Below are 20,553 nucleotides of genomic sequence, written 5' to 3'. Positions count from 1 at the left end.
TACAGTATGGCAGGAATCAAAGAAGAAAAGAAAATCTATTTAGTCGGCATTTATTGCCGCTTATCTAAAGACGATGGTACGGATAACGAGAGTGCGAGCATTGCGACACAGAAATCCATCCTCACGGATTATGTGAAAAAGCAGGGATGGCACATAGCAAAAACGTATGTGGACGATGGTTATTCTGGTACAAATTTCCAAAGACCAAGTTTCCAGAATATGATAAAAGACATTGAAAGCGGTCTGATAAACTGCGTGATTACGAAAGATTTATCCCGTCTGGGGAGAAACTATCTTGATTGTGGGTTATATCTGGAAGTTTTCTTCCCAGAGCATAACGTGAGGTATATAGCGGTCAATGACGGCGTAGATACCTTGAATAAATCTGCTATGGACATCACGCCTTTCCGCAACATTTTAAACGAAATGTATGCCGCTGACATATCTGTTAAGATAAAATCGGCATATCGGGCGAGGTTTCAACAGGGGAAATTCATGGGAACTACCGCCCCTTATGGCTATATCAAAGACCCTGCCGACCACAACCATCTGCTGATAGATGATAAAGTGGCACATGTTGTAAAAGAGATATTCGACCTTGCATTAAAAGGGAATGGAGTTGCCAAAATTTGCAGACATCTTAATAAACAGCATATCCTACGCCCTGCCGCTTATGCGGCGGAGCGTGGCGAAACAGGCTTTGAACGTCATTTTGAGGGGAACGAGGACAAACGCTATATTTGGAGTGGGAACAGCGTGAGGAGCATTTTAAGAAGCCCGATATATGCGGGAAATCTTGTAGGCTACAAACGGATTGCCGCCAATATGAAAAGCAAGAAACGCCCCTCTAAGCTGCCCGAAGAATGGGAAGTGATACCCAATACCCATGAGGGAATAGTCACGCAGGAGGAATTTGATATTGTCCAACAGCTTATTACAAGTCGTAGGCTTCCACAGAACAAGGGAGGATTTGTAAATATTTTTGCAGGCGTTATCAAGTGTGTGGACTGCGGATGTGCTCTGCGGGCAATGAACGTACACAGGAGGAAACGCCCAGAGATTATCGACTGTGTACAGTATTCATGTAATAATTATGCAAGAAACGGAAGAAGCGAGTGTAGTGCCCACAATATAGAAGCAAGGGATTTATTCAATGCCGTTCTTGCCGACATCAACTGTTTTGCGGATATGGCAGTGAATGATGAAAAGGCGGTCAGGGCCATAGAAAAGCGGCTCACGGAAACAGACCAGAGCAGGGCGAAAGCATTAGAGAAAGAACGTAAGAAGCTGAACAAACGCCTTGCGGAACTGGACAGGCTGTTTTCCTCTCTCTACGAGGATAAGGTCATGGAGCGTATTACCGAGCGGAATTTTGAGATGATGTCGGGGAAATACCAGAAAGAGCAGCTTGAAATTGAAGCAAGGCTGAAAGAGGTGACGGAAACTCTTAATGAAAGCTACGAGAAATCACGGGGAATCCGTGACTTCCTCGCCCTTATCCGAAATTATCAAGGCTTAAAAGAACTGGATGCAACAGTTATAAACGCACTCATAGACAAGATACTTGTTTCGGAGCGTGAGAAGATGGCAGACGGAACAGTGAAGCAGGAAATCAAGATTTACTATAAATTCATCGGCTTTGTCGATGAATTACATATCATACCTACAAAACGGTGGGCAGCAATGCCCGCTAAAAATTGTACGGTGTGCGGCGTTGAATATGTCCCGGGCTCTGGTGCATCAAGGTATTGTCCTGCTTGTGCCAAGAAGATACGGAGGGAGAAATCAAACGAGAGCAAACGCAGGAGCAGAGAACAGAAAAGGATAGCATGTATGAACTGTCCGCAAAAAATGACCGACTGATATTGTCCAACGTAACGGTCGGCTTATCCGTCAGGGCAATCAGCACCAAGAGGTGGACATCTATCACTACATCACCAAAGGGAGCTTTGACAATTACCTCTGGCAGACCCAAGAGAATAAGCTCAAGTACATCACGCAAATTATGACCTCTAAAGAGCCTGTTCGGGCGGCAGAAGACATTGATGAGCAGACCATGACCGCTTCTGATTTCAAGGCTTTGGCTACAGGCAATCCCTTTCTTAAACTCAAGATGGAGCTGGAAAATGAGTTGGGGCTTTTGGACAATGAACGGCGTGCGTTTGAGCGAACCAAGGACGATTACCGTCAAACCATACGGGTGGCGGAGCGAGATTTGCCGGTTATGGAGAAACGCCTTAGTCTTTATGACCAGGACATTGAGCGGTCAAAAAATAGTAAAGGAAAGGATTTTGTCATGTCCTTTGGCAGCCAAACCTACACCGAAAAAAGTGAGGCAGGGGAGTACCTGCACCAGTTGATTCGTCAGAATCGCTCTGAAACCAAGGAACTCCGTACCTTAGCCCATTACCGAGGCTTTGCCTTGAAGGTGACGACCAGAAGCCTGAGTGAACCTGTTCCTGAAATTGTCACGCTTAGAGTTGTGGGAGACAACCAGTATTCGGTGAGCCTGGATTTGAAATCCCCCATTGGAACGCTCCAGCGGATTAACAATGTCATTGACGACATTGAAAAGGACAAAGAAACAACCGAGGCTTTGGCCAAGACCATGAGGGATAAGGCAGCCGTTGCCAAGGAACAGGTCAATAAGACTTTTAGTAAGGAAGAACATTATCAAAACCTTAAAGCCCAATACGATGTCCTTGCGCCCCTGATTGAAGCTGGGGAGCCTATAGAGGTCATTGAAGAAGCCCTAGCTCCCTTTCTTAATCAACTCAATAAGCAAGAAATCGTCCTTGACGACCAACTTTCTTTAGAAATTTAGCAGCAATGAGCTGACAAAAAGAATTGAACGCGGTAGACTAATGGTAGAAAAACAAAAGGGGAGACATTATGACAGACCAATTTGAAAACATGAAGCACCAGCTAGATAACCTTTTGAGTGAGGGTTTTAGCACTCCTGACCAGTATGAGGTTTATCGTGACTTGAAAAACCAATACGAGGAAGCAACAGGTGATGTGAGTTTTTCCATTCGTGAGTTGACTGGTCAATTAGAGGTTATCATGACCAATCGTGAGACCTTCTTCCCAGACCTTGATGAGGGGACACGGGTAGAGTATTTGGATTTGGTTGAAAGATTAAAAGCATTGGATAGTGCCAAGGCAGGTTATTACCTGAGACAGTTAGGGGAGGGTTAAGATGCTTGAAGAAATCGGACAAATTATCCTCATCCTCATCGCTACAGGAGGAATCCTCCTTTTGCTTTACCGCTTGTTTCTTATGGCAACTGGCTTAGTGTTAATCGGAGGAGGCTTCTTTCTAGCCTTTGTGGAGGTTTATGGTCTCTACCTCCTGTTTACAGAAACTTCTTTATTTGTGAGCGAGTTTCAGACCGATGGTTGGCTCAGTTTTCCAACTTTCTTTGTTGGGATAAATATTTTATTGGCCGGACTACTGGTTAAAAAACTGAGGACTATGTTCACAAGGCATCTGGCTTAATCTTAGATTTGGACACCTGCGGGTGTCCTTTTTTTCTGTGATAAAATCCCCAATCCCATCATGGTATGCTTGGTCTATCATAACAGAAAAGAGGAAAAATAGATGATTGATAGAACTAAGCAGGTCGTTTTAGTGAGTCTAGCCAGTCTTGCTTTACTAGCCTTTGTCTCGACTATGGGTTACAGTCTAGGAAAACAGAGTGTGGCCAACGAGACCAGGGCAGCCATTAAGCAAGAGGCCAGGAAGCTACAAGAAGTGCAGGCCAAAAAGGAGAAAACTAGTCACTTGTCCCAAGAGGGGGTCGAGGAGTTTCTCCGTCACTACTTTACCAAGAAACAACTTGGCGAGAATAACAAGCGTATCAAGCCTTATCTGACGGATTCAGCCTACCGTGAAGAATTGACTCGCCAAGAAGATACCCTCCAGCAGGTCTACAAGGACTATATCTTGGACTATCAGTATCAGGAGGCCGATATTTACCTCAATCATGCTTCAAATGAGGTCTTAGCCGAGGTGTCTTATACAGTGACCTACGTTCCAGACTTGGAGCAAAAGGACAAGGCTCAGACCAATCAAGTGGAGAAACGTCTCCTGCGATTGACCTACACCAAGCTGGGAGACAAGCTCCTTGTCAATCACCTTCAGACCTATTCGGTTGGCCTATCAGAAGCACTGACGACAATTCAGTTTGATAGACCAGAGCCAGCGGCTGTTCCTGAATTACCTGTTTCAACAACAACACCCTAAGCAGAAGGTTGGGCTTCTGCTTTTTTTGATAGGAGAATAAGATGATTGCATTAGATATGATTAAAAAGAAGTCTATCGTGGATGTGGCCGGAGCCCTCGGTATTCCTCTCAAACGGTTATCAAGCACCCTTTATGAGCAGGTGGAGCACGATTCCTTCAAGATTTTTACTAACACCAATACCTTTAAGTGGTTTTCACGGGATATTCAGGGCGATGTCATCGACTTTGTGCAGCTGATGGCAGGGGTTAGCTTCAAGGAGGCGATTCACTTTTTGGACAAGGGAGACTTTCCAGAGCAGGAGGTTCAGGAGTTAAAACTAGAGCCTTTTCGTTACTACCTCCCCGAAAGTAAGGACTTTGATTCTGCTCGAACCTACCTAAAGACCATCCGCCACCTGTCTGATGAGACCATTAACACCTTTGGTCGGCAAGGGCTACTTGCTCAGGGGACATGGCAGAGCGACAAGCATTCAGAGCCTGTGGTTGTGCTTAAAAGCAAGGACCACCACGGTCATTTGGTAGGAGCTAGCCTTCAGGGGATTGAGGAACACCCAGAAAGATACAAGCGGGGACGGCTCAAGAAAATCATGAAAGGCTCTCACGGTTACGCAGGGATTAGCTTGACCATAGGAAATCCCAAGCGACTTGTCTTTGCGGAATCTGCCATTGATTTGATGAGCTATTACGAATGTTATCAGGCAGAACTATCTGATGTTCGTCTGGTGTCTATGGAAGGGCTCAAGAAAAGTGTTATTGCTTATCATGTTATCCGACTAGTATCAGAAGAAAAAGGTAACTTTAGTTTTCTTGATAGCCTGGACAAGGGACGATTAAGTCATTATCTGGATGTGATTTTACAAACTACCACTTACTTCAAGAAATATACTAACCTTTTGACCTTGGCTGTCGATCATGATAAGGCAGGGAGAGACTTTATTGATAAATTAAGAGAGCAGGGGTATCCAGTTGAGCAGGATTTACCACCTTTAGATATGTTTGATGGTAAATCAGATTGGAATGAGGAGTTGATGAGGCGAAAGCTGGAACCTAGTTTGAACGATTGGCTCTGCCAGTTTTATGAGGAGCGTTCCTTGACTGGTTATTCTCCCCAAGATTTGACCTGTGATGAAAAAATCAACAGGTCTCTGATAAGCTAGACCCAAACACAAAGAAGGAGGAATGCCTATGAGTTTGAGCCAAGTGGCTCGTTTAGAAGAAAAAGTCAGCAAACAGGCTGAGAAAGTGGCCAAGGAGGAAGAGCGCCTCAAAATCTATCAGGACCAACTTCAGGAAGCCATGTACTCAACCTTTATCACTTGTCAAGCTAGCAGTCAAATACGCTTTGACGAGGCTTTAGAGCGAGCTTTTGGGAAAATGACCAAACCACATACCCCACAAGAATCTAATGACACAAGGAGAACAGAATGACCACACAAGCAGATTGGACCTTTGAGGGTTCACTAGACCAACCCACACCAGCGACGACACCTGACCAGGAACGAGCCAAGATTGCGGCACTTTTTGGTAAGGGTGAAGCAGGGTCAACGACAGAAAGTATTGATTATCAGGCAGAATTCCAGAAGCTAAAGGCTGGTGACAAGCAGCAAGCCCCGCAGGAAAATACCGAAGTGTCACCAGCAGTAGTAGCACTTCCCAGCCCTACTTTGGACAAAGACCCAACCACGCTTTACAAGGAGCACCTTCAGAAACAACTCGCCAACCACGAAGCAGACATGAGTACCTATCAGATGGAGCTTGATCGTTTGCAGGGGTTGGTCAATGAGAAAGGCAACACCATCAAAACCATCACCGCTATTCTAAAGGCGATTGATACACTTGTTTAAGCTAACAGTCCTCCTGGGACTGTTTTTTGCGAAAGGAGAACCATGTTAAAAAGATTATTCAAATCCAAAGAGACTATTTATTCATCGTCCGATAGATTTAAGTCCTTGATTCACATCTTATCAGGTATGTCAGACACAGAACTAGACAAGGTTGAAAAGTTAATCAATTTAGTTTTTGGCCAAGAGGAGCAAGAAGCGCCAGCAAGTTATCCTAGATCAACGAGCCCTGTTGTTCAGGAAGAAAGTTTAGATGACCGTATTGAGACTGCCAGAGCAACACTAAAGACAGAAGAGTTGGAAAAGCGGATAGAGCAGTTTAAGCAGAGTAAGAAGTAAGAGAATTTTTGCTTATTAGGGAATGTTGTGGTATAATCTAGCCAGATTAGAAGTCATTGAAGGTACAGTAATGTATAACTAGGTGGCCTTTTTCTAAGTTAATTGGATAGAATTGAGAGATTATTTTTTGGAACTGACAACTAAACAACGTCGGCAATTACAAAAAAAGAAGTGGTATCATGCAACCTTAGAGAAACATTTAGAATCATTGAAAAAGGGGATTCGTGCTGATTATAACACTGGACGTGAATTAGATTTTGGTGCTGGTTTTTATATCACTTCTGATTTTGAACAAGCCTGTAAATATATAAATGCACAAGTTTCAGCATTAAATAATGGATTAGGTAGCGAACAAACATTTTTAGAAACAAGTAAAGAAGTTGGCATTGTTTTAGAATTTTGTATAGAGAACTTTGAAGAAATTTTTACATCATCTGAATATTGTTGTCATTATTTTGCAAAGCATAAACAATCTGAAGATGATATTGATTTTGCGGAATTTGTTTTTGAAAATCGGATTCATACAGGAATTCCTAAACACCAATTTGATTTTATTTACGGTGTGCAGACAGATGATAACCCGACTCAGGTTATCGTACAGTATGAAGCTGGAGAGTTAAGCAAGCAAGAAGTGTTAGAAAATTTTCGTCAACCTTACTCATTTAAGCAATTATCAATCCATAATCAAGAATTTTGTGATATAATGAAGATAGATAAAGTATACTTATCAGATACAGGAAAGGAGCTAGACCAATGGTAACCCTAACAATAGATCGTCAAATAGAACTTTATAGCAAGTCATTAGTAGAAGCCTTGTTGAAAGTCTCTGATTACCGTTTAGATGAAGCGGTAGCAGAAAAAATTGCGTATCAGTATGCGAAGCAATTAGATTATTCAGATGCTATGTTAATGCACGTTGGTGTAACAACTGTTGCTAGCAACCTAGTATCTAAAATAAAATCTGAGTATTTTAATGCTTAATATTTCTAAAGAGCCATTCGGCTCTTTTTCTTTTTCTGTGATAATTTTTTCAGCTTTCTCTTGTTACACTCTATCTAGTTTTAGAAAATCAATCCTTGATTTTTAATTGGGGGTTTGGGGGCGAAGCCACCATATTTTCTTATCGTCGGCTGACCAATCTGTAAGGTTTGTGGTCAGCTGGCGATTAGATTTTGGGTTATTGTGGACACAATAACTGAGCTCGCAAAAGCCGAAAAGCGAAGTGATGAGGCTGAAGGAAGACCCCCGTATCTGATACGGTATCGGGTTAGACCCGATAGGAGCAAGTAGAGAAGGAGAATGATAAGATGACAGACCACTACCGCATTATCCGTAAGGAAATCAATCTGACACCAGAGGAACTGGAGCAGATCCAGGAGCTGATGAAGCAGGAACATGCGGACCAGTTTTCTCCCTTTGTCCGTCAAAAACTGATGGACTTGGTTGAGAGGAAGCAGTCAGTAACGGATTGGTTTACCCTCTGGCAGTCCCAGAAGATTGAGCAAATTAGTCGAGACATTTTACAGGTGACTGTCTTGGCTGAACAGACCCAGCAGGCCACGGCAGAGCACTTACGAATTATTTTGACCTGTGTTCAGGATCTGATGGCTGAAGTCGAGAAAGCTATCCCACTCAGTCTAGACTTTCGTGACAAGTACATGGGGAGGTAGATATGGAAAATCGCTACCGCACTAACCTCAAAAAAGTTTTTCTGACGGAGCAGGAATTAACAACTTTAAACGACCGTATCGGACAGAGTGGCTGTAAAAATTTCTCTGCTTATGCCAGAAAGGTGCTGCTTAATCCTAACATGACCTTCCTGACCATTGATACCAGTAACTATGAAGAACTGGTCTTTGAACTGAAACGTATCGGAAATAACCTCAATCAAATTGCACGGACCGTCAACCAAACTCATCTTCTAACGTCAAGCGACCGTGAGCTCTTGGTGCAGGGGATTAATCAACTCATCAAGGAAGTGGAGAAGGACTTTAACATCAAATGCCAGCAGCTGAAGGAGTTTTATGGTTGTTACTAAGCATTTTGCGGTGCATAGCACCAAGTATCGTAAGAGTCTCATCAAGTATATCCTCAATCCTGACAAGACAGAGCAGCTGAAACTGGTCTCCGATTTTGGCATGAGTAACTACTTGGACTTTCCTAGTTACGAGGAGCTGGTGGAGATGTATCATGCCAACTTTGTCAACAACGATAGGTTATACGATTCCAGAAATGACCGCCAGCAAATCAAGCAGACCAAAATTCATGCTCATCACTTGATTCAGTCCTTTTCTCCTGAAGATAATCTGACACCTGAAGAGATTAACCGCATTGGCTACGAGACTATCAAGGAGTTGACAGGGGGCAACTTTCGTTTCATCGTCACAACCCACACCGATAAAGACCATATCCATAACCATATCCTGATAAATTCCATTGACCTCAATTCGTACAAGAAGCTCAAATGGGACTACGCTCAGGAGAGAAATCTTCGCCTGATTTCTGACCGCTTGGCAAAAGAAGCAGGGGCAAAGATTATTCCGCCCAATCGCTATTCGCATGAACAGTTTGAAACCTACCGCAAGACCAATCACAAGTTTGAACTCAAGCAGCGGCTCTATTTTCTCATGGAGAACAGCAAGAGCTTTGAGGATTTTATGGCCAAGGCTCCCGCTCTCAACGTGGAGATGGATTTCTCTCGCAAGCACGCCAGATTTTTCATGACCGACCGGGGCATGAAGCAGGTCATCCGCGGCCATCAGCTGGATAAGCGACAGCCCTACACCGAGGACTATTTCAGAGAGCAGTTTGCCAAACGAGCCATTGAGCAGCGACTGGATTTTCTCTTGCTCAGAGCACGAGACTTATCTCATCTTTTGGAAATGGCAGAGCAGTTAAACCTGAAAATTTCTCCGAAGAAAAAGTATGTGACCTTTACCTTTACTGAGAACGGTCGAACCATTTCTATCGAGAATAAAAAGGTCAGCACCAAACACCTTTACGATGTCCAGTTCTTTGAAGATTATTTTGACAAACGAGAGACCACGCCAGACCTTGACCTGACTAACCTGGTCGCAGACTTTGAAATCTATCAAGAAGAGCAGGACAAGGACAAACTTCCAAGTGAGGAACTCCTAGTAGCCTACAAGGAGTTCAAAGAGAAACGTGACCAGATTCAGGAGTTTGAAGTTGTTCTAGCCGAGCATCAGATTGATAAGGTGGTCAAGGACGGTCTTTTCATCAAGATGAATTACGGCATTAAAAAAGACGGTTTGGTATTTATCCCAAACCGAAACTTGGATATTCATGAGAACGAACAAGATAAGTCCTACCATGTCTTTATACGAGAGACCGCGCAGTTTTTTATTTATAACAAAGAAAGTTCAGACCTCAATCGTTACATGAGAGGCCGTGAACTAATCCGTCAACTTACTCACGATAGTAAGCATATTCCTAAACGTAGGCGGCCAGCGATTGCCAGTCTTAAAGAGAAAATCGCAGAGGTTAATCTTCTCATTGAGTTAGACATCAACAACCAATCTTACCAGGAAATCAAAGATGAGTTAATCAAGGACATCGCCCAACAGGATTTGACTATTACGGATTTGCAGGACAAGGTCGCTCATCTCAACAAGGTAGCAGAAGTTCTTTTCAATCTCAACAACTCATCCCCAGAAAACAGACGGCTAGCCAGATATGACTACGCTAAGATGAATCTGACATCAGCCATTAAACTGGATCAGGTGGAGAAAGAGATTGAAGATTATCAAAAACAGATGAATACAGCCATAGATGACTATGAACATCATGTGAGGAGATTGGAGAAATTAGTTAACACTATAAATTTTGCAATCGATAGTAAAGAGAGAGGTTTTGACATTCCACTAGAGTAATTTAAATGTATTTTAAATATACCGTATTTGAATCGTTTTAGAAATCGTGATAAAATAATTAGAAATAATAGATTGGAGTAAACAGAGTGGGAAGCTTATTAGCTACTAGGATTAAGAGCAGAAGAAAAGAATTGAAATTATCTCAAAAAGAATTAGCAGAAGGTATTTGTAAACAAGGCCAAATTAGTCGTTTGGAGAACGGAGAATATACTCCTGGTTCAGAATTATTGCATCAATTAGCTAAAAAACTTAATGTTAGTATGGATTATTTTTTTGACGAGCAAATTTTGAATGAGAGTACAGAGCTTATTGAGTTTAAAAAAATAGCTAAAACATTCATTACTCAAAGAAATTATGACTCTTTGAAATATATCTATGAGTTAGAGAAAGAAAAATCTCATCGCTTATCACTGTCAGATAAAATATATCTGGAATGGATTGCTTCATTGGTTGATTTTTACGTTCGTGATAGAAGAGAAGTTGCTATAGAACGGTTAGAGAAGGCGTTAAAATCAACTCATAAGACAGATATAAACTACCTTCAAATTTCCAATACACTTTTTAATTTCTATCATGATACAGATAATCTAGCTAGGTTTGATATGATGAAGGAAGAGTTGGCGAGTCATTTGCAGCAACTGACTTTAAATACAATAGAGGAATTGGAGTTGTCTATCAAATTTAACTATAACCTAGGTCGCTATTTTTGGCTACAAAAGAATATGGAAGCAGCTATTAAACAAGTAACTGCGACTATTAAATTATGCCAAGAGTATCGAACAACTTATTTATTAGCAGATTCATTTTTGTTGTTGGGAAATCTAAGTCAAAACTTTTCAGAAAGAACGACGGTTAAAACCTACTTTGAGACTGCACATTTTTTGTATAAGCAAATCGAAGATAATACTGAGAAGGCTCTGGCAGTAGAGCACTATATCTCAGATAAATTTCAAAATTAGATATTGGAACGATGCTTGCGGGTATCGTTTTCTTGTTTCTGCAAATACAAAAAAGGTATAAAAAAAAAAAGTATCAAAAAAAAATATAAAAAAGATTGACAAATGAATTTTTGGGTGCTATAATAAGCTTATCAAAACTTAAAGGAGATTCTTATGAAGAAGCTTTTAAAGAAACTCATTGTCATGTCTTTGTTGGGAGGACTAGTTTTAGCTGTTGGTAAAGGTGGAACAAATAAACCGAAACCACTGAATGAGATTGATCCTGGTCCAGCGAATGGTATTGTGAGATAGTCTCGAGAGATTTTTAAAAAATAATTTTGTAAACATGTTTAAATTTATAGGAAAGGAGATTGTCAAAAATGAGCAAACTTAATGAAAATGAGAAAATTTTGATCAAAAAAATTTCTATTTCAAAGCCAGTTGTTGCCCAATCAAAATGTAGATATTCTACTGCTACAACTAGAATTTAATTATTGCACAGTTCATTAAACTAACCTCTTATAGTTAGTTATTGATTTTTAAAATAGGGGCTGGATTTTCCAGCCTTTTTCGGTAGTTATAAATATGAAATCACTTGATATAATATATATTAACAACAAAAATGAGTTTATTTGTAAAATAGAGGATTATTTTTATATATTGTCAGAAAAATATATTGATGAAACTGGACTAACCATTTATAGTGAAAACAGATTGAATATATTTAATTGTATGGGTTATAAAATATTTTCTATTACACTTCATGATTATCGTAAATGTGATGATATTATAGAATTATTAAGTTCATCCGAACATGAAATATATAGTTATGATTTTTATATAATAGAAACACACGAAAATATTTATTATATAGAAAATAGCCAAGTTATTTCTACACTTAAGAGAATTCGGGAAAATATAGATTACTCTTTACTAGAAATATTTTGTGGTGAATATGGCGTAGTGTCTTATTTATCATTTTTCGATAACAATGATTTTGATATACAGATTAAGACAATTGACGGTGTCTATAATTTTGATTTTCCATTAGTTTATAGAAAAAGTAATAAAACGTTTGAGTGTCTTGACTTAGTTTTATATCCAACTCAAAAAACGATTGAATATTCGGAAGTTATACTCCAAGATGAATCATATATTATGGGAGATACACGTGTTGAAAGTAACTCTGATTCGGAAGAAAATATTCGTGTATTGTTAAATTCTATTGGTGAATTATGTCCTGTGTATAAAGTAGAAAAATTAGATAAGTTTAATGATTTAGGCTATCCAATCTATAAAAGCTATTCGTCTAGGGGTGTTTTTGAAAATATTTTTTCAGTTCATGGAGGAAAAGGGGCAACTGATATCCAATCAAAGTGCAGTGCGATAGGAGAAGCATATGAGAGGTATTCAGCAAGAATTTTTGATTATGATAATCATGGTCTTATTTGTGAGAGTCTAAGTGTTTTGAAACAAAAAAATAATGTATTGTCTCCAGAATCTCTAGTTTTAGATAATAATTTTACAAATCAATTTTCCGACAATAAGGTATTTGAGTGGATTGAAGCTTATTCTTTAACAAAATCAGAAACAATTTATGTCCCAGCCAATTCTGTTTTTTTTCCTTATGATAGAGAAAATAAAATGATGTTACACTCTCAGTCAACCACAGGTCTTTCTGCGGAAGTAACTCTTTCGAGAGCAATCTTACAAGCGTTATTGGAGATTCTTGAGAGAGATTCATATTCTATTGTGCATAAGGCGCTACTATCTGTTCAAGCAATAGATTTATCCACAATAGCAGATAAAAAAATATTGAGCATAATTCAATTTTTAAAGGATAAAAAAATACAAGTTCATTTATCACTAATCAATCAATTTGATTTTGTATATGTCGTGCATTGTACTTTGGAGTCGGATACTTTTCCGATATTTACACACGGTTCGGGAGCTAATTTGAATGTTAATATAGCAATAAAAAGGGCTCTTTATGAAGCTTTACAAATGCGAGTTTCTCAAATTGAAATGAATAATATTAACGACAAAAGTTTAAAAGATTCCCCATTTATTAAGTGGGGAAGTGGTCAAGAAGACTCTGTAGAGCCTTTTTTAACTAAATTTTCTTCTGGCGAGATAGACATCAGGAATACTTTGAATTTATCAACGGGAAATATTAAGAATGATATTGAATTTTTAGTGGATAATTTAAAAAGTAACAATTTTGAAGTAATATGTGTAAATTTAACTAGAGATGATGCTCCTCTATCTTGTGTGAGAGTAATAGTTCCAGGATTACAGGATATTGATAATTTTAATAGTAGAATAACTCCAAGGCTTTCTAAGATATTGCGAGAAGAGAATAAACAATTAAATTGTATTGAATTATTTAGTTAGGAATAATAAAATGAAATACTATGTAAATAAATATTTATGTAGAGAAGAAAATGGTGTCAGAGTCTCTGAGGTGTTTTTAGAGCTGCCTAAGGATTTTGCCGATTTTCTTATTAGTAATCGAGGTAATTGTGTTGAGGTAGAATTAAATGATATCGAAATTCAGCTACTTAAAGATTATTGTATTCTAAGTAATATAGAAAACTATTATAATCTAATTCCGAATTTAGGGTACACATTTTTTGGTCTAGAAGGAAGATGCTTATTAGAGGATTTAAATGATAAGAATCTTTCTCAGAAAAGGGTAGGTATAGTTGAAGTACCTTACTTTCAAGGTACTTTAAAACATGATTTTGAAAGAGATTCTATAATAACTTTGAAAGATTGTTCACACAAATGGCCGAATCCAAATCAGAGTATGCTGACTGTGGAAGATGGACACCTCTTTAGTAGAATTCCTATTTGTGATTATGGATTCTTTAATATTAATTTTTCTAACTCTATGTTGAGGGAAATTGAATCGGTTGCATATAGAATCTTTTTATCCAATACAGTGTTTCCAGTTTTTATTGGAGGAGACCATACACTAACATATTCTATTGTTAGTGGAATAAACAAATCTGGAATTGATAAATTAAGGCTACTTTATTTTGACGCTCATTTTGATATTTCTCAAATTGATTCGTTACATAATGGTAATGTGATTAGGAAAATTAAAGAAAATTTTGATGGTGAAATTGAAATAATTAATTTTGGACAACGAGGACCGTTATTTTTTGATGAATTGAATTCGTCAAAAAATATAAAGACTTTTCATGATTTGGAAACATTATTGGAGTATTTGAAAAATGACGTAAATATCCCATTATATCTCTCTGTGGATGTTGATTGCTTAGATCCTATTTATAATCCAGGAGTTACTTACCCTGTTCCAAATGGGCTGAGCCTGACAGATTTAGAAAAATGTTTGAGCTTTATATTCTCCCTTGATTCTGAAATATTGGGTTGTGATATTGTCGAGTATAATTCAAAAAACGATTATTCTAAAGTTGGGGCAAGTTCTATTAATCACATTTTGTTTCAAATACTAAAACTAAGTTCGCAGACTTTTTGAGAGGTAGAATTCCATAGATGATTTCTAAAATGAAATTGAGATTTCCAATACTGCCATTGGATGGAAGTATTGGAAATCAGGTTAAAGATATTTCCGTTATTTTTGATTATATGAATGTCACTACTACCTCTAAACAAAAAAAATATTTGGAGCGAATGAGGTATAGAACAACCCCTTTATTCGGAATGAGTAATGAATGTTATATTCAGAATGGAGTAATGCAATCTAAATTTGAAGTAAATGATTTACAATTTTATAACTTAGAATATAGTTTTACAGGGAAATTAGCTGTTAATTCACTTATTTCAAGCAATAATAAATATTTTATAGTTAAAAACAACAAAGAAGTTTCTAGGATAGAGCGATCTATGCTAGATAAAATATTTCAATGCATTAATCATAAAAATCGAGTTTACATTGATCAATTGGTACATTTATTAACCAAAGAATATTGCGGTGGTGAACTTTCAGAAGATAAAGCACTTGACATTATAAACGAGTTGATTGGTGCTGGTTTTTTAATACCAGAGTATGAAGAATTAGAAAGTGTAAATAGTTGTGGTTCAGAAGGGATTTTATTTCGTCCTATCAATACCAGATGTATAAACATACCACAAATTACTAATCGAGATTTGAATATTCTGTCTTCATTTTTAAGTAGACTATTACCTCAAAGAACAATTTCTACGTATAGTGAGTTGTTAGAATATTTCATGGATACTTACTCAATTAATAAAATTCGTTTTTCTGATTTAATTCGGGATAAAAATTTTGTTAGAATTGCAAGAGATGTTTTAAAGCGTAGCAATGAGTATCAAGGTGGAATTGCTTGGCATGAATATTTGATGGATCGAATTGGTGCATACCATATAACAAATGATAAAAAATTTGTAGAGTTAGATACTAGAGAATTTAATTTCTCTAAAAGTGGTAACTTTTCTATTGATGTGGTAACTACAATGATTACAGAAGATAGTTCGGTATTATTAAATTTAGATAATTCCAAGCCACTGTATAAATTATTCTCTATTAATGCAGATGCCAAGTTTTCAGAGAATCGTTATTCTATTAATTATATATCTAGTGATAGAACTATTGATTTTTTCCTGAGAAATAAATATAGCAATAGAATAAATGTCAATTTTTGTTCAAGTTCGACATTGGGAATTGATTTATCTGATACATATATCACCATTGATTTATCACATAATAGATTTATTGTTGTAGACTCAAACAATAACGCTCTTAATATAAGTTTAAATTCGACGCTTAATATTGCTTTACTTGATGAAACATGCCAGTTATTGCTAATGCTATCTGACATTGACAATATTCCTTTTAATTTTCTCCCAGATTTTTCGGAGACATTTGACTATTTGCCGAGAGTAACAGTGGATAACAAGTTGATAATTTATAGGGAACAATTCTTTATTAAAAATAATAAATTAGTTTTTAATTCAGCTGAGGCTGTTAAGGAATCAATTATTTATAATATAGATAACTCTATTGCCAATCTATTCTGTTATGCTAAGGATGACGTTGAAATTTTTATTGATCTTACGGATGAGAGCGTTTTTAAGTATTTATTTAAAGAGCTTAAAAAATATGGAGTACTTTGTATTAAAGAGGCTATACAAGAGAAAAGTTGCTTATTAATCGATAATAAGCAGTATGCGAATGAAATAGTAGTATCATTGAAACGAGGAGAAGAGCACTACGGAAATTACAGAGATATTCCAATACTAAATACGGTGAAAGATGTTGATACTCTTGATAAATGGATTTTTTTTGAAATTGTATTGGAGAATTTTATTGACAATGTTTTGGAAGTGATGGCGGAGTTGATGAGAAAGAAAATAGAATTTTTCTATATATTTTATGTCAATGATGACGGTGAAAAAGTTTTAAGGTTACGATGTAAAAATATTGAAAAGATCTCAGAAATACTTAGAATTCTTAAGAAGGGTAATTTAAAAGATTTTATTATAAAACCATATATTAAAGAAACAGGTAGATATTATAACATGGGGATAGATAAATTTGAAGACTTCTCATGTAAAGATTCCGTTAGAATTTTAAAAACATTATTAAATACTATTGACTTTGATAGTTTGAGTGAAACAAATATATATGAATTGGTTTTAGAAAATACTATATATTTATTTGATCACTTTGGGCTGTCTTCATATGAAAGATTTAAAATTTTAAAATTTTATTTGATCGGTAAAGAAGATAGACAAAAAACGGAAAAAGTTGCTAGAATTATAGAATCGGCTTTGGATTCTGTTCATAGATTTAATTCATTGGACAATTATTTCGAAGCAGATTACATGTCTTTAATTCACACTAGTAATATTCGGTTGGTAGGAAATGTGCCTAAACTAGAAAATGAAATTTATAAGTACTTAGCTATTTATTATAGAAAAATAATTTTTATTAATGAGGGGAAACTCAATGAGTGAAATAAGCAGATTTTTTATAAATGGTAAACTGTCAGCAATTCCGAAGAAAATGCGGTCAAAAATGGCAGTGTTTGATTTTTTATTAGAACAAATCGAACAAAAAGGAACTTCTTTTTCTGAGAAAGAATTGAACGAAATTTTAAAAGTATACTACGATGACTACGCTTTACTAAGGAGATATCTAGTAGACTTCGGTTTTTTAAGTAGAGATAAATTTGGTATTGAGTATATAGTCATTAAGGAGAGAGGAAATAAAAATGAAGAACATTATGACTAAGTATTTTATAATACTATCAGGTATTTCAGTTGGGACGGCGTTATTTAATCCTATATTATATATATTTTTGCTCACGCAAGGTTTCACTCATCATCAGTTAGGGATTTACCTAAGTCTATTTTTTATATTTTCCTTTTTGACAGAAGTTCCGTGTGGAGCTATTACCGACACGATCGGTGTTAAGAAAACACTTGTTATGAGTTTTTTCTTGAGAGCTATAGGTCTGGTGTTACTATTATCTAACATATTTCCATTATTGTTAATGTCAGCGTTTATTTCGGCACTAGCTGAGTCTTTTCAATCTGGAACTGTTCAAAGTTGGATGGTTAATTCTCTAGATGAAATTGGTAAAAAAGAAAAGGTCGCACAAATTTTTTCGAGAAGTTCAATTTTATCTTCAATTTTAACACTGATATTTGGATTTACCAGTTCAAAGTTTTTATATAATTATGATGTAAAGTTGCCCATTATAGTTAGTGTGCTCATATTCTGTTTACTAGGTCTTTTTGTTTCGATTGTATTTTCTTCTCATTCTACTATTAAAAACGTAGATTTTTCAAGTATATTTAGTAATTCATTTAAAACCCTTAAGGCAACATTTGCAGAATTAGTGATGATTAAAGAACTTAAAGTGATTTTGGTACTTTTTCTTTTGCCAGCTGTACTAGATGTCGGACCTTCTAATCAATGGCAAGCTGTATTTCAGGTTCCGATTTTTTCAAATCTTCATGGTTATATTTGGATTTTTATTTCTTTAGCTGGAATGATTGGAGGGGGCATTTCGGATAAAGTAGCAAATGTGAAGAATAATAAAAAATTTATTACAGTTTTATTGTTTTTAAGTACTTTATTAGTAATTATTATCGGTAATACTAAAGTATCTATTATTACACTTCTGCTGTTTTTAGTTTATATTGTAACTTTTACAGTTTTATCAATTAGAATCAATGTTATTCTTCATAATGAAATCATACTAAATAATGAATACAGGACTACGATTGTATCTCTATATTACGCGCTAGAATCACTTGTTATGAGTATATTTATATATATAAACGGGTGGTTATCGGATGCATTCCCTGTTTTGAAAGTTTGGCTAATTTTTGCATTTGCGGTCATCTGTATTTTATTGTATTTATCTACTAAGTTATTGAGTAAGAAGAATGGATAATAGAAGAGTTGGTTATTCAATTGTAGAACAATATAGTTCTTTAGTTTTTTTAGAAGATTTTTATGAAGAGGGAGAACTTGACGAATATATTGTTGATCTACATAAAAAAATAGAAGAGTTAGAGCGTTTACCTTCTTGTGTACAGCAAAAAATTATGAACGTCTCTCCAGTCAATTTGCCACAACTTTATGGTGATTTTTCAAAAAAGTTAGATTGTTTGGAAAAAGAAGAATATAATATTAAATTAAATGAATTACTTTTTCAAAATAAATTTGATTACAATATTTGGCGTGAAACAAATGGTTTGAGAAGCATAAAAGAAATGGATCTGTCTAAATACATGTATACAATTTTTGATTCTGATAATTACTTTGAAAAATTAACAATAGAAAATATATTGTTATTGTTAAAAAAACTAGATATAGATCTGTTTAAATATGTAAAGGATATAGTAGAGAGAAAAATTGTTTATGTTGATACAGATACGTTTAGGTGTGTACATCTTCCATTAAGTAATACAAGTGTTTTAGTATTTCCGACGTTGAAGAAAGAAGCATTTCGAAATGTTTATATTCTTCATGAAATTTCACATGCAATCTTGAATTATTACCAGATATATTATGATGTTATTTTGTCTATTGAAGATGAGGAAGGTCTTGCTCATTTTATTGAGAGTTCTATTTGTAATATTATAATAAAGGAAGAACTTAGTGAATATAGAAAATTATTATCAAATTTATTAATTGAGAATCGAAGCAAGTTGGATTTTCAAATAGAATTATTTAAAAATTATTCAAAATATAGAACAAAAACATCGAAAGAAATTCTTTATAGTTCAATCTTTTCCTCATATGGTGTAATGGTTACGGATAGCTTTACGTCATTATTTCAAGAGTTACCACCCTTTTATGCGGCTAGCTATATAATAGGACAAGAGAGAGCGATAAAAAACATAGGAAAAATTGATTTTTTTGACCTAAAAAAAATATTGGCTAAAAAGTTAATGTCATGGGATTTTGATTCATTATTCTTCGAGTGAAAAATTTTCAAAAGTTTCAATGAATTTGGAAGCAATTGCTTTATTATATTAAAAAAATGCACGAGATAATCTGGTGCATTTTTCTGTGTTACACACATATGGCTGACTCCCACTGTCCAAATTGGACAATTTTGAAGAATAGAGAGAAGAATACTCTATACTTAACGTAGGAGAGTGCTTGATGTATCAACGTATAAGAGATTTGAGAGAAGATCATGATCTTACTCAAAAAGAAGTTGCTAACTATCTTTCTTTTAGTCATTCAGCTTATTCAAAAATTGAAAGAGGAGAGAGAGAATTAACTGCAAAAGTACTTATTGAAATTTCAAATCTTTATAACGTCAGTGTTGACTATCTACTGGGATTAACAAATTTTCCTAAACGGATTCAACGATATAAGAAAAAATAGTTCCTCCTAGTTTGTTCTTTGACAATTGAATAGACTAAGGTGGGACATTTTCACTTGTCTAGCAATTTAGTTAAGCACGCAAAGATATGAGCGAATAATGTTGACTATAAAATAGGTTGGTAACCTATCTGCCAGGACAACAAGTGATGATAATGATACTTCTAACCGTTTAGGCTGCCAACGAGAAAGGACAGCGGGTGCAATCCCCATGTAGGACTTAACCAGTTCTGCCCACGGAGGTCAACATTTTAAAGTAAAGGAAATAATAATTATGAAAAAAACACGAACAGGTGCGGAGTTATCGCAAGTTATGATTGAGGGCTATAAGGTGACGGTTCGAGTAACCGATAAGCCATTAAAGATTACCGAGGTTTTAGATGATTTATTAGGTCGAAAGCTTGAAAAAATTTGAGTTTTTAGCGGACATGTTTTT

Annotated in this window: 23 protein-coding genes and 1 pseudogene; all 24 read left to right on the top strand. The window is 36.2% G+C overall.

The genetic code is table 11. The features are described 5' to 3' along the window. Positions 1 to 6 precede the first annotated feature (6 nt). The gene (locus AC3ARB_RS06360) at positions 7 to 1,863 is read left to right on the top strand and encodes a recombinase family protein (RefSeq protein ID WP_001820670.1); all 1,857 of its coding nucleotides are present in this window, start codon (positions 7 to 9) and stop codon (positions 1,861 to 1,863) included. After that, positions 1,856 to 2,824 (top strand): annotated as a pseudogene (locus tag AC3ARB_RS06355) (hypothetical protein); the annotation flags it as partial. The gene AC3ARB_RS06360 and the pseudogene AC3ARB_RS06355, both read left to right, overlap by 8 nt. 68 nt (positions 2,825 to 2,892) lie before the next feature. Continuing rightward, positions 2,893 to 3,198 (top strand): DUF5962 family protein, encoded by a 306-nt coding sequence (locus AC3ARB_RS06350; RefSeq protein WP_125177064.1) that lies wholly within the window; start codon positions 2,893 to 2,895, stop codon positions 3,196 to 3,198. 1 nt (position 3,199) lies between these two features. Continuing rightward, a complete protein-coding gene (locus AC3ARB_RS06345) occupies positions 3,200 to 3,499 on the top strand; it encodes a DUF5966 family protein (protein WP_488319751.1) in 300 nt (99 codons plus the stop codon). Positions 3,500 to 3,601: 102 nt separating this feature from the next. Then, entirely contained in the window at positions 3,602 to 4,246 is a 645-nt protein-coding gene (locus AC3ARB_RS06340; protein ID WP_488319750.1) for a hypothetical protein, read from the top strand. 41 nt (positions 4,247 to 4,287) lie between these two features. Beyond that, positions 4,288 to 5,403 carry a DNA primase gene (locus tag AC3ARB_RS06335; RefSeq protein WP_488319749.1) on the top strand — a complete coding sequence of 372 codons (1,116 nt, stop codon included), beginning with the start codon at positions 4,288 to 4,290 and terminating at the stop codon, positions 5,401 to 5,403. Positions 5,404 to 5,437: 34 nt separating this feature from the next. Continuing rightward, complete coding sequence (locus AC3ARB_RS06330) at positions 5,438 to 5,674, top strand: DUF5965 family protein (RefSeq protein WP_488321540.1); 237 nt, start codon at positions 5,438 to 5,440, stop codon at positions 5,672 to 5,674. Further along, positions 5,671 to 6,090, top strand: coding sequence for a DUF5945 family protein (locus tag AC3ARB_RS06325; protein WP_488319748.1), 420 nt, complete (start codon positions 5,671 to 5,673; stop codon positions 6,088 to 6,090). The genes AC3ARB_RS06330 and AC3ARB_RS06325 overlap by 4 nt, the downstream gene beginning before the upstream one ends. Positions 6,091 to 6,132: 42 nt before the next feature. Further along, on the top strand, positions 6,133 to 6,426 hold the full coding sequence (locus tag AC3ARB_RS06320; protein ID WP_488319747.1) for a hypothetical protein: 294 nt from the start codon (positions 6,133 to 6,135) through the stop codon (positions 6,424 to 6,426). 127 nt (positions 6,427 to 6,553) lie between these two features. Continuing rightward, on the top strand, positions 6,554 to 7,186 hold the full coding sequence (locus AC3ARB_RS06315) for a DUF3990 domain-containing protein (RefSeq protein ID WP_488319746.1): 633 nt from the start codon (positions 6,554 to 6,556) through the stop codon (positions 7,184 to 7,186). Then, the gene (locus AC3ARB_RS06310) at positions 7,180 to 7,407 is read left to right on the top strand and encodes a hypothetical protein (RefSeq protein ID WP_488319745.1); all 228 of its coding nucleotides are present in this window, start codon (positions 7,180 to 7,182) and stop codon (positions 7,405 to 7,407) included. The genes AC3ARB_RS06315 and AC3ARB_RS06310 overlap by 7 nt, the downstream gene beginning before the upstream one ends. A 326-nt stretch (positions 7,408 to 7,733) precedes the next feature. Then, entirely contained in the window at positions 7,734 to 8,096 is a 363-nt protein-coding gene (locus tag AC3ARB_RS06305; RefSeq protein WP_488319744.1) for an SAG1252 family conjugative relaxosome accessory protein, read from the top strand. A gap of 2 nt (positions 8,097 to 8,098) precedes the next feature. Further along, on the top strand, positions 8,099 to 8,464 hold the full coding sequence (mobC, locus tag AC3ARB_RS06300; protein ID WP_488319743.1) for a plasmid mobilization relaxosome protein MobC: 366 nt from the start codon (positions 8,099 to 8,101) through the stop codon (positions 8,462 to 8,464). Further along, positions 8,451 to 10,319, top strand: a complete 1,869-nt coding sequence (locus tag AC3ARB_RS06295; RefSeq protein ID WP_488319742.1) for an SAG1250 family conjugative relaxase — start codon at positions 8,451 to 8,453, stop codon at positions 10,317 to 10,319. Before mobC ends, AC3ARB_RS06295 begins: the two co-directional genes overlap by 14 nt. An 86-nt stretch (positions 10,320 to 10,405) precedes the next feature. Then, a complete protein-coding gene (locus AC3ARB_RS06290; protein ID WP_488319741.1) occupies positions 10,406 to 11,278 on the top strand; it encodes a helix-turn-helix domain-containing protein in 873 nt (290 codons plus the stop codon). A 153-nt stretch (positions 11,279 to 11,431) separates the two neighbouring features. Beyond that, positions 11,432 to 11,569: a hypothetical protein gene (locus AC3ARB_RS06285; RefSeq protein ID WP_488319740.1), complete on the top strand. Its 138-nt coding sequence runs from the start codon at positions 11,432 to 11,434 to the stop codon at positions 11,567 to 11,569. Positions 11,570 to 11,842: 273 nt separating this feature from the next. Beyond that, a complete protein-coding gene (locus AC3ARB_RS06280) occupies positions 11,843 to 13,651 on the top strand; it encodes a YcaO-like family protein (RefSeq protein WP_488319739.1) in 1,809 nt (602 codons plus the stop codon). A gap of 10 nt (positions 13,652 to 13,661) precedes the next feature. After that, entirely contained in the window at positions 13,662 to 14,762 is a 1,101-nt protein-coding gene (locus tag AC3ARB_RS06275) for an arginase family protein (protein WP_488319738.1), read from the top strand. A 29-nt stretch (positions 14,763 to 14,791) separates the two neighbouring features. Further along, a complete protein-coding gene (locus AC3ARB_RS06270) occupies positions 14,792 to 17,224 on the top strand; it encodes a lantibiotic dehydratase C-terminal domain-containing protein (protein WP_488319737.1) in 2,433 nt (810 codons plus the stop codon). Further along, positions 17,217 to 17,501, top strand: coding sequence for a DUF2087 domain-containing protein (locus AC3ARB_RS06265; protein WP_488319736.1), 285 nt, complete (start codon positions 17,217 to 17,219; stop codon positions 17,499 to 17,501). The genes AC3ARB_RS06270 and AC3ARB_RS06265 overlap by 8 nt, the downstream gene beginning before the upstream one ends. Next, a complete protein-coding gene (locus AC3ARB_RS06260) occupies positions 17,482 to 18,672 on the top strand; it encodes an MFS transporter (protein WP_488319735.1) in 1,191 nt (396 codons plus the stop codon). The genes AC3ARB_RS06265 and AC3ARB_RS06260 overlap by 20 nt, the downstream gene beginning before the upstream one ends. Further along, positions 18,665 to 19,711, top strand: a complete 1,047-nt coding sequence (locus AC3ARB_RS06255; RefSeq protein ID WP_488319734.1) for a hypothetical protein — start codon at positions 18,665 to 18,667, stop codon at positions 19,709 to 19,711. Before AC3ARB_RS06260 ends, AC3ARB_RS06255 begins: the two co-directional genes overlap by 8 nt. A gap of 181 nt (positions 19,712 to 19,892) precedes the next feature. Continuing rightward, positions 19,893 to 20,120, top strand: a complete 228-nt coding sequence (locus tag AC3ARB_RS06250; RefSeq protein WP_488321539.1) for a helix-turn-helix domain-containing protein — start codon at positions 19,893 to 19,895, stop codon at positions 20,118 to 20,120. Between the two features lie 271 nt (positions 20,121 to 20,391). Next, positions 20,392 to 20,532 carry a hypothetical protein gene (locus AC3ARB_RS06245; protein WP_488319733.1) on the top strand — a complete coding sequence of 47 codons (141 nt, stop codon included), beginning with the start codon at positions 20,392 to 20,394 and terminating at the stop codon, positions 20,530 to 20,532. Positions 20,533 to 20,553: the final 21 nt, after the last annotated feature.

The organism is Streptococcus sp. ZY171113, assembly GCF_057748235.1.
The sequence above is the reverse complement of the archived record's forward strand: the minus strand, read 5'-3'. Positions and strand labels throughout refer to the sequence as shown.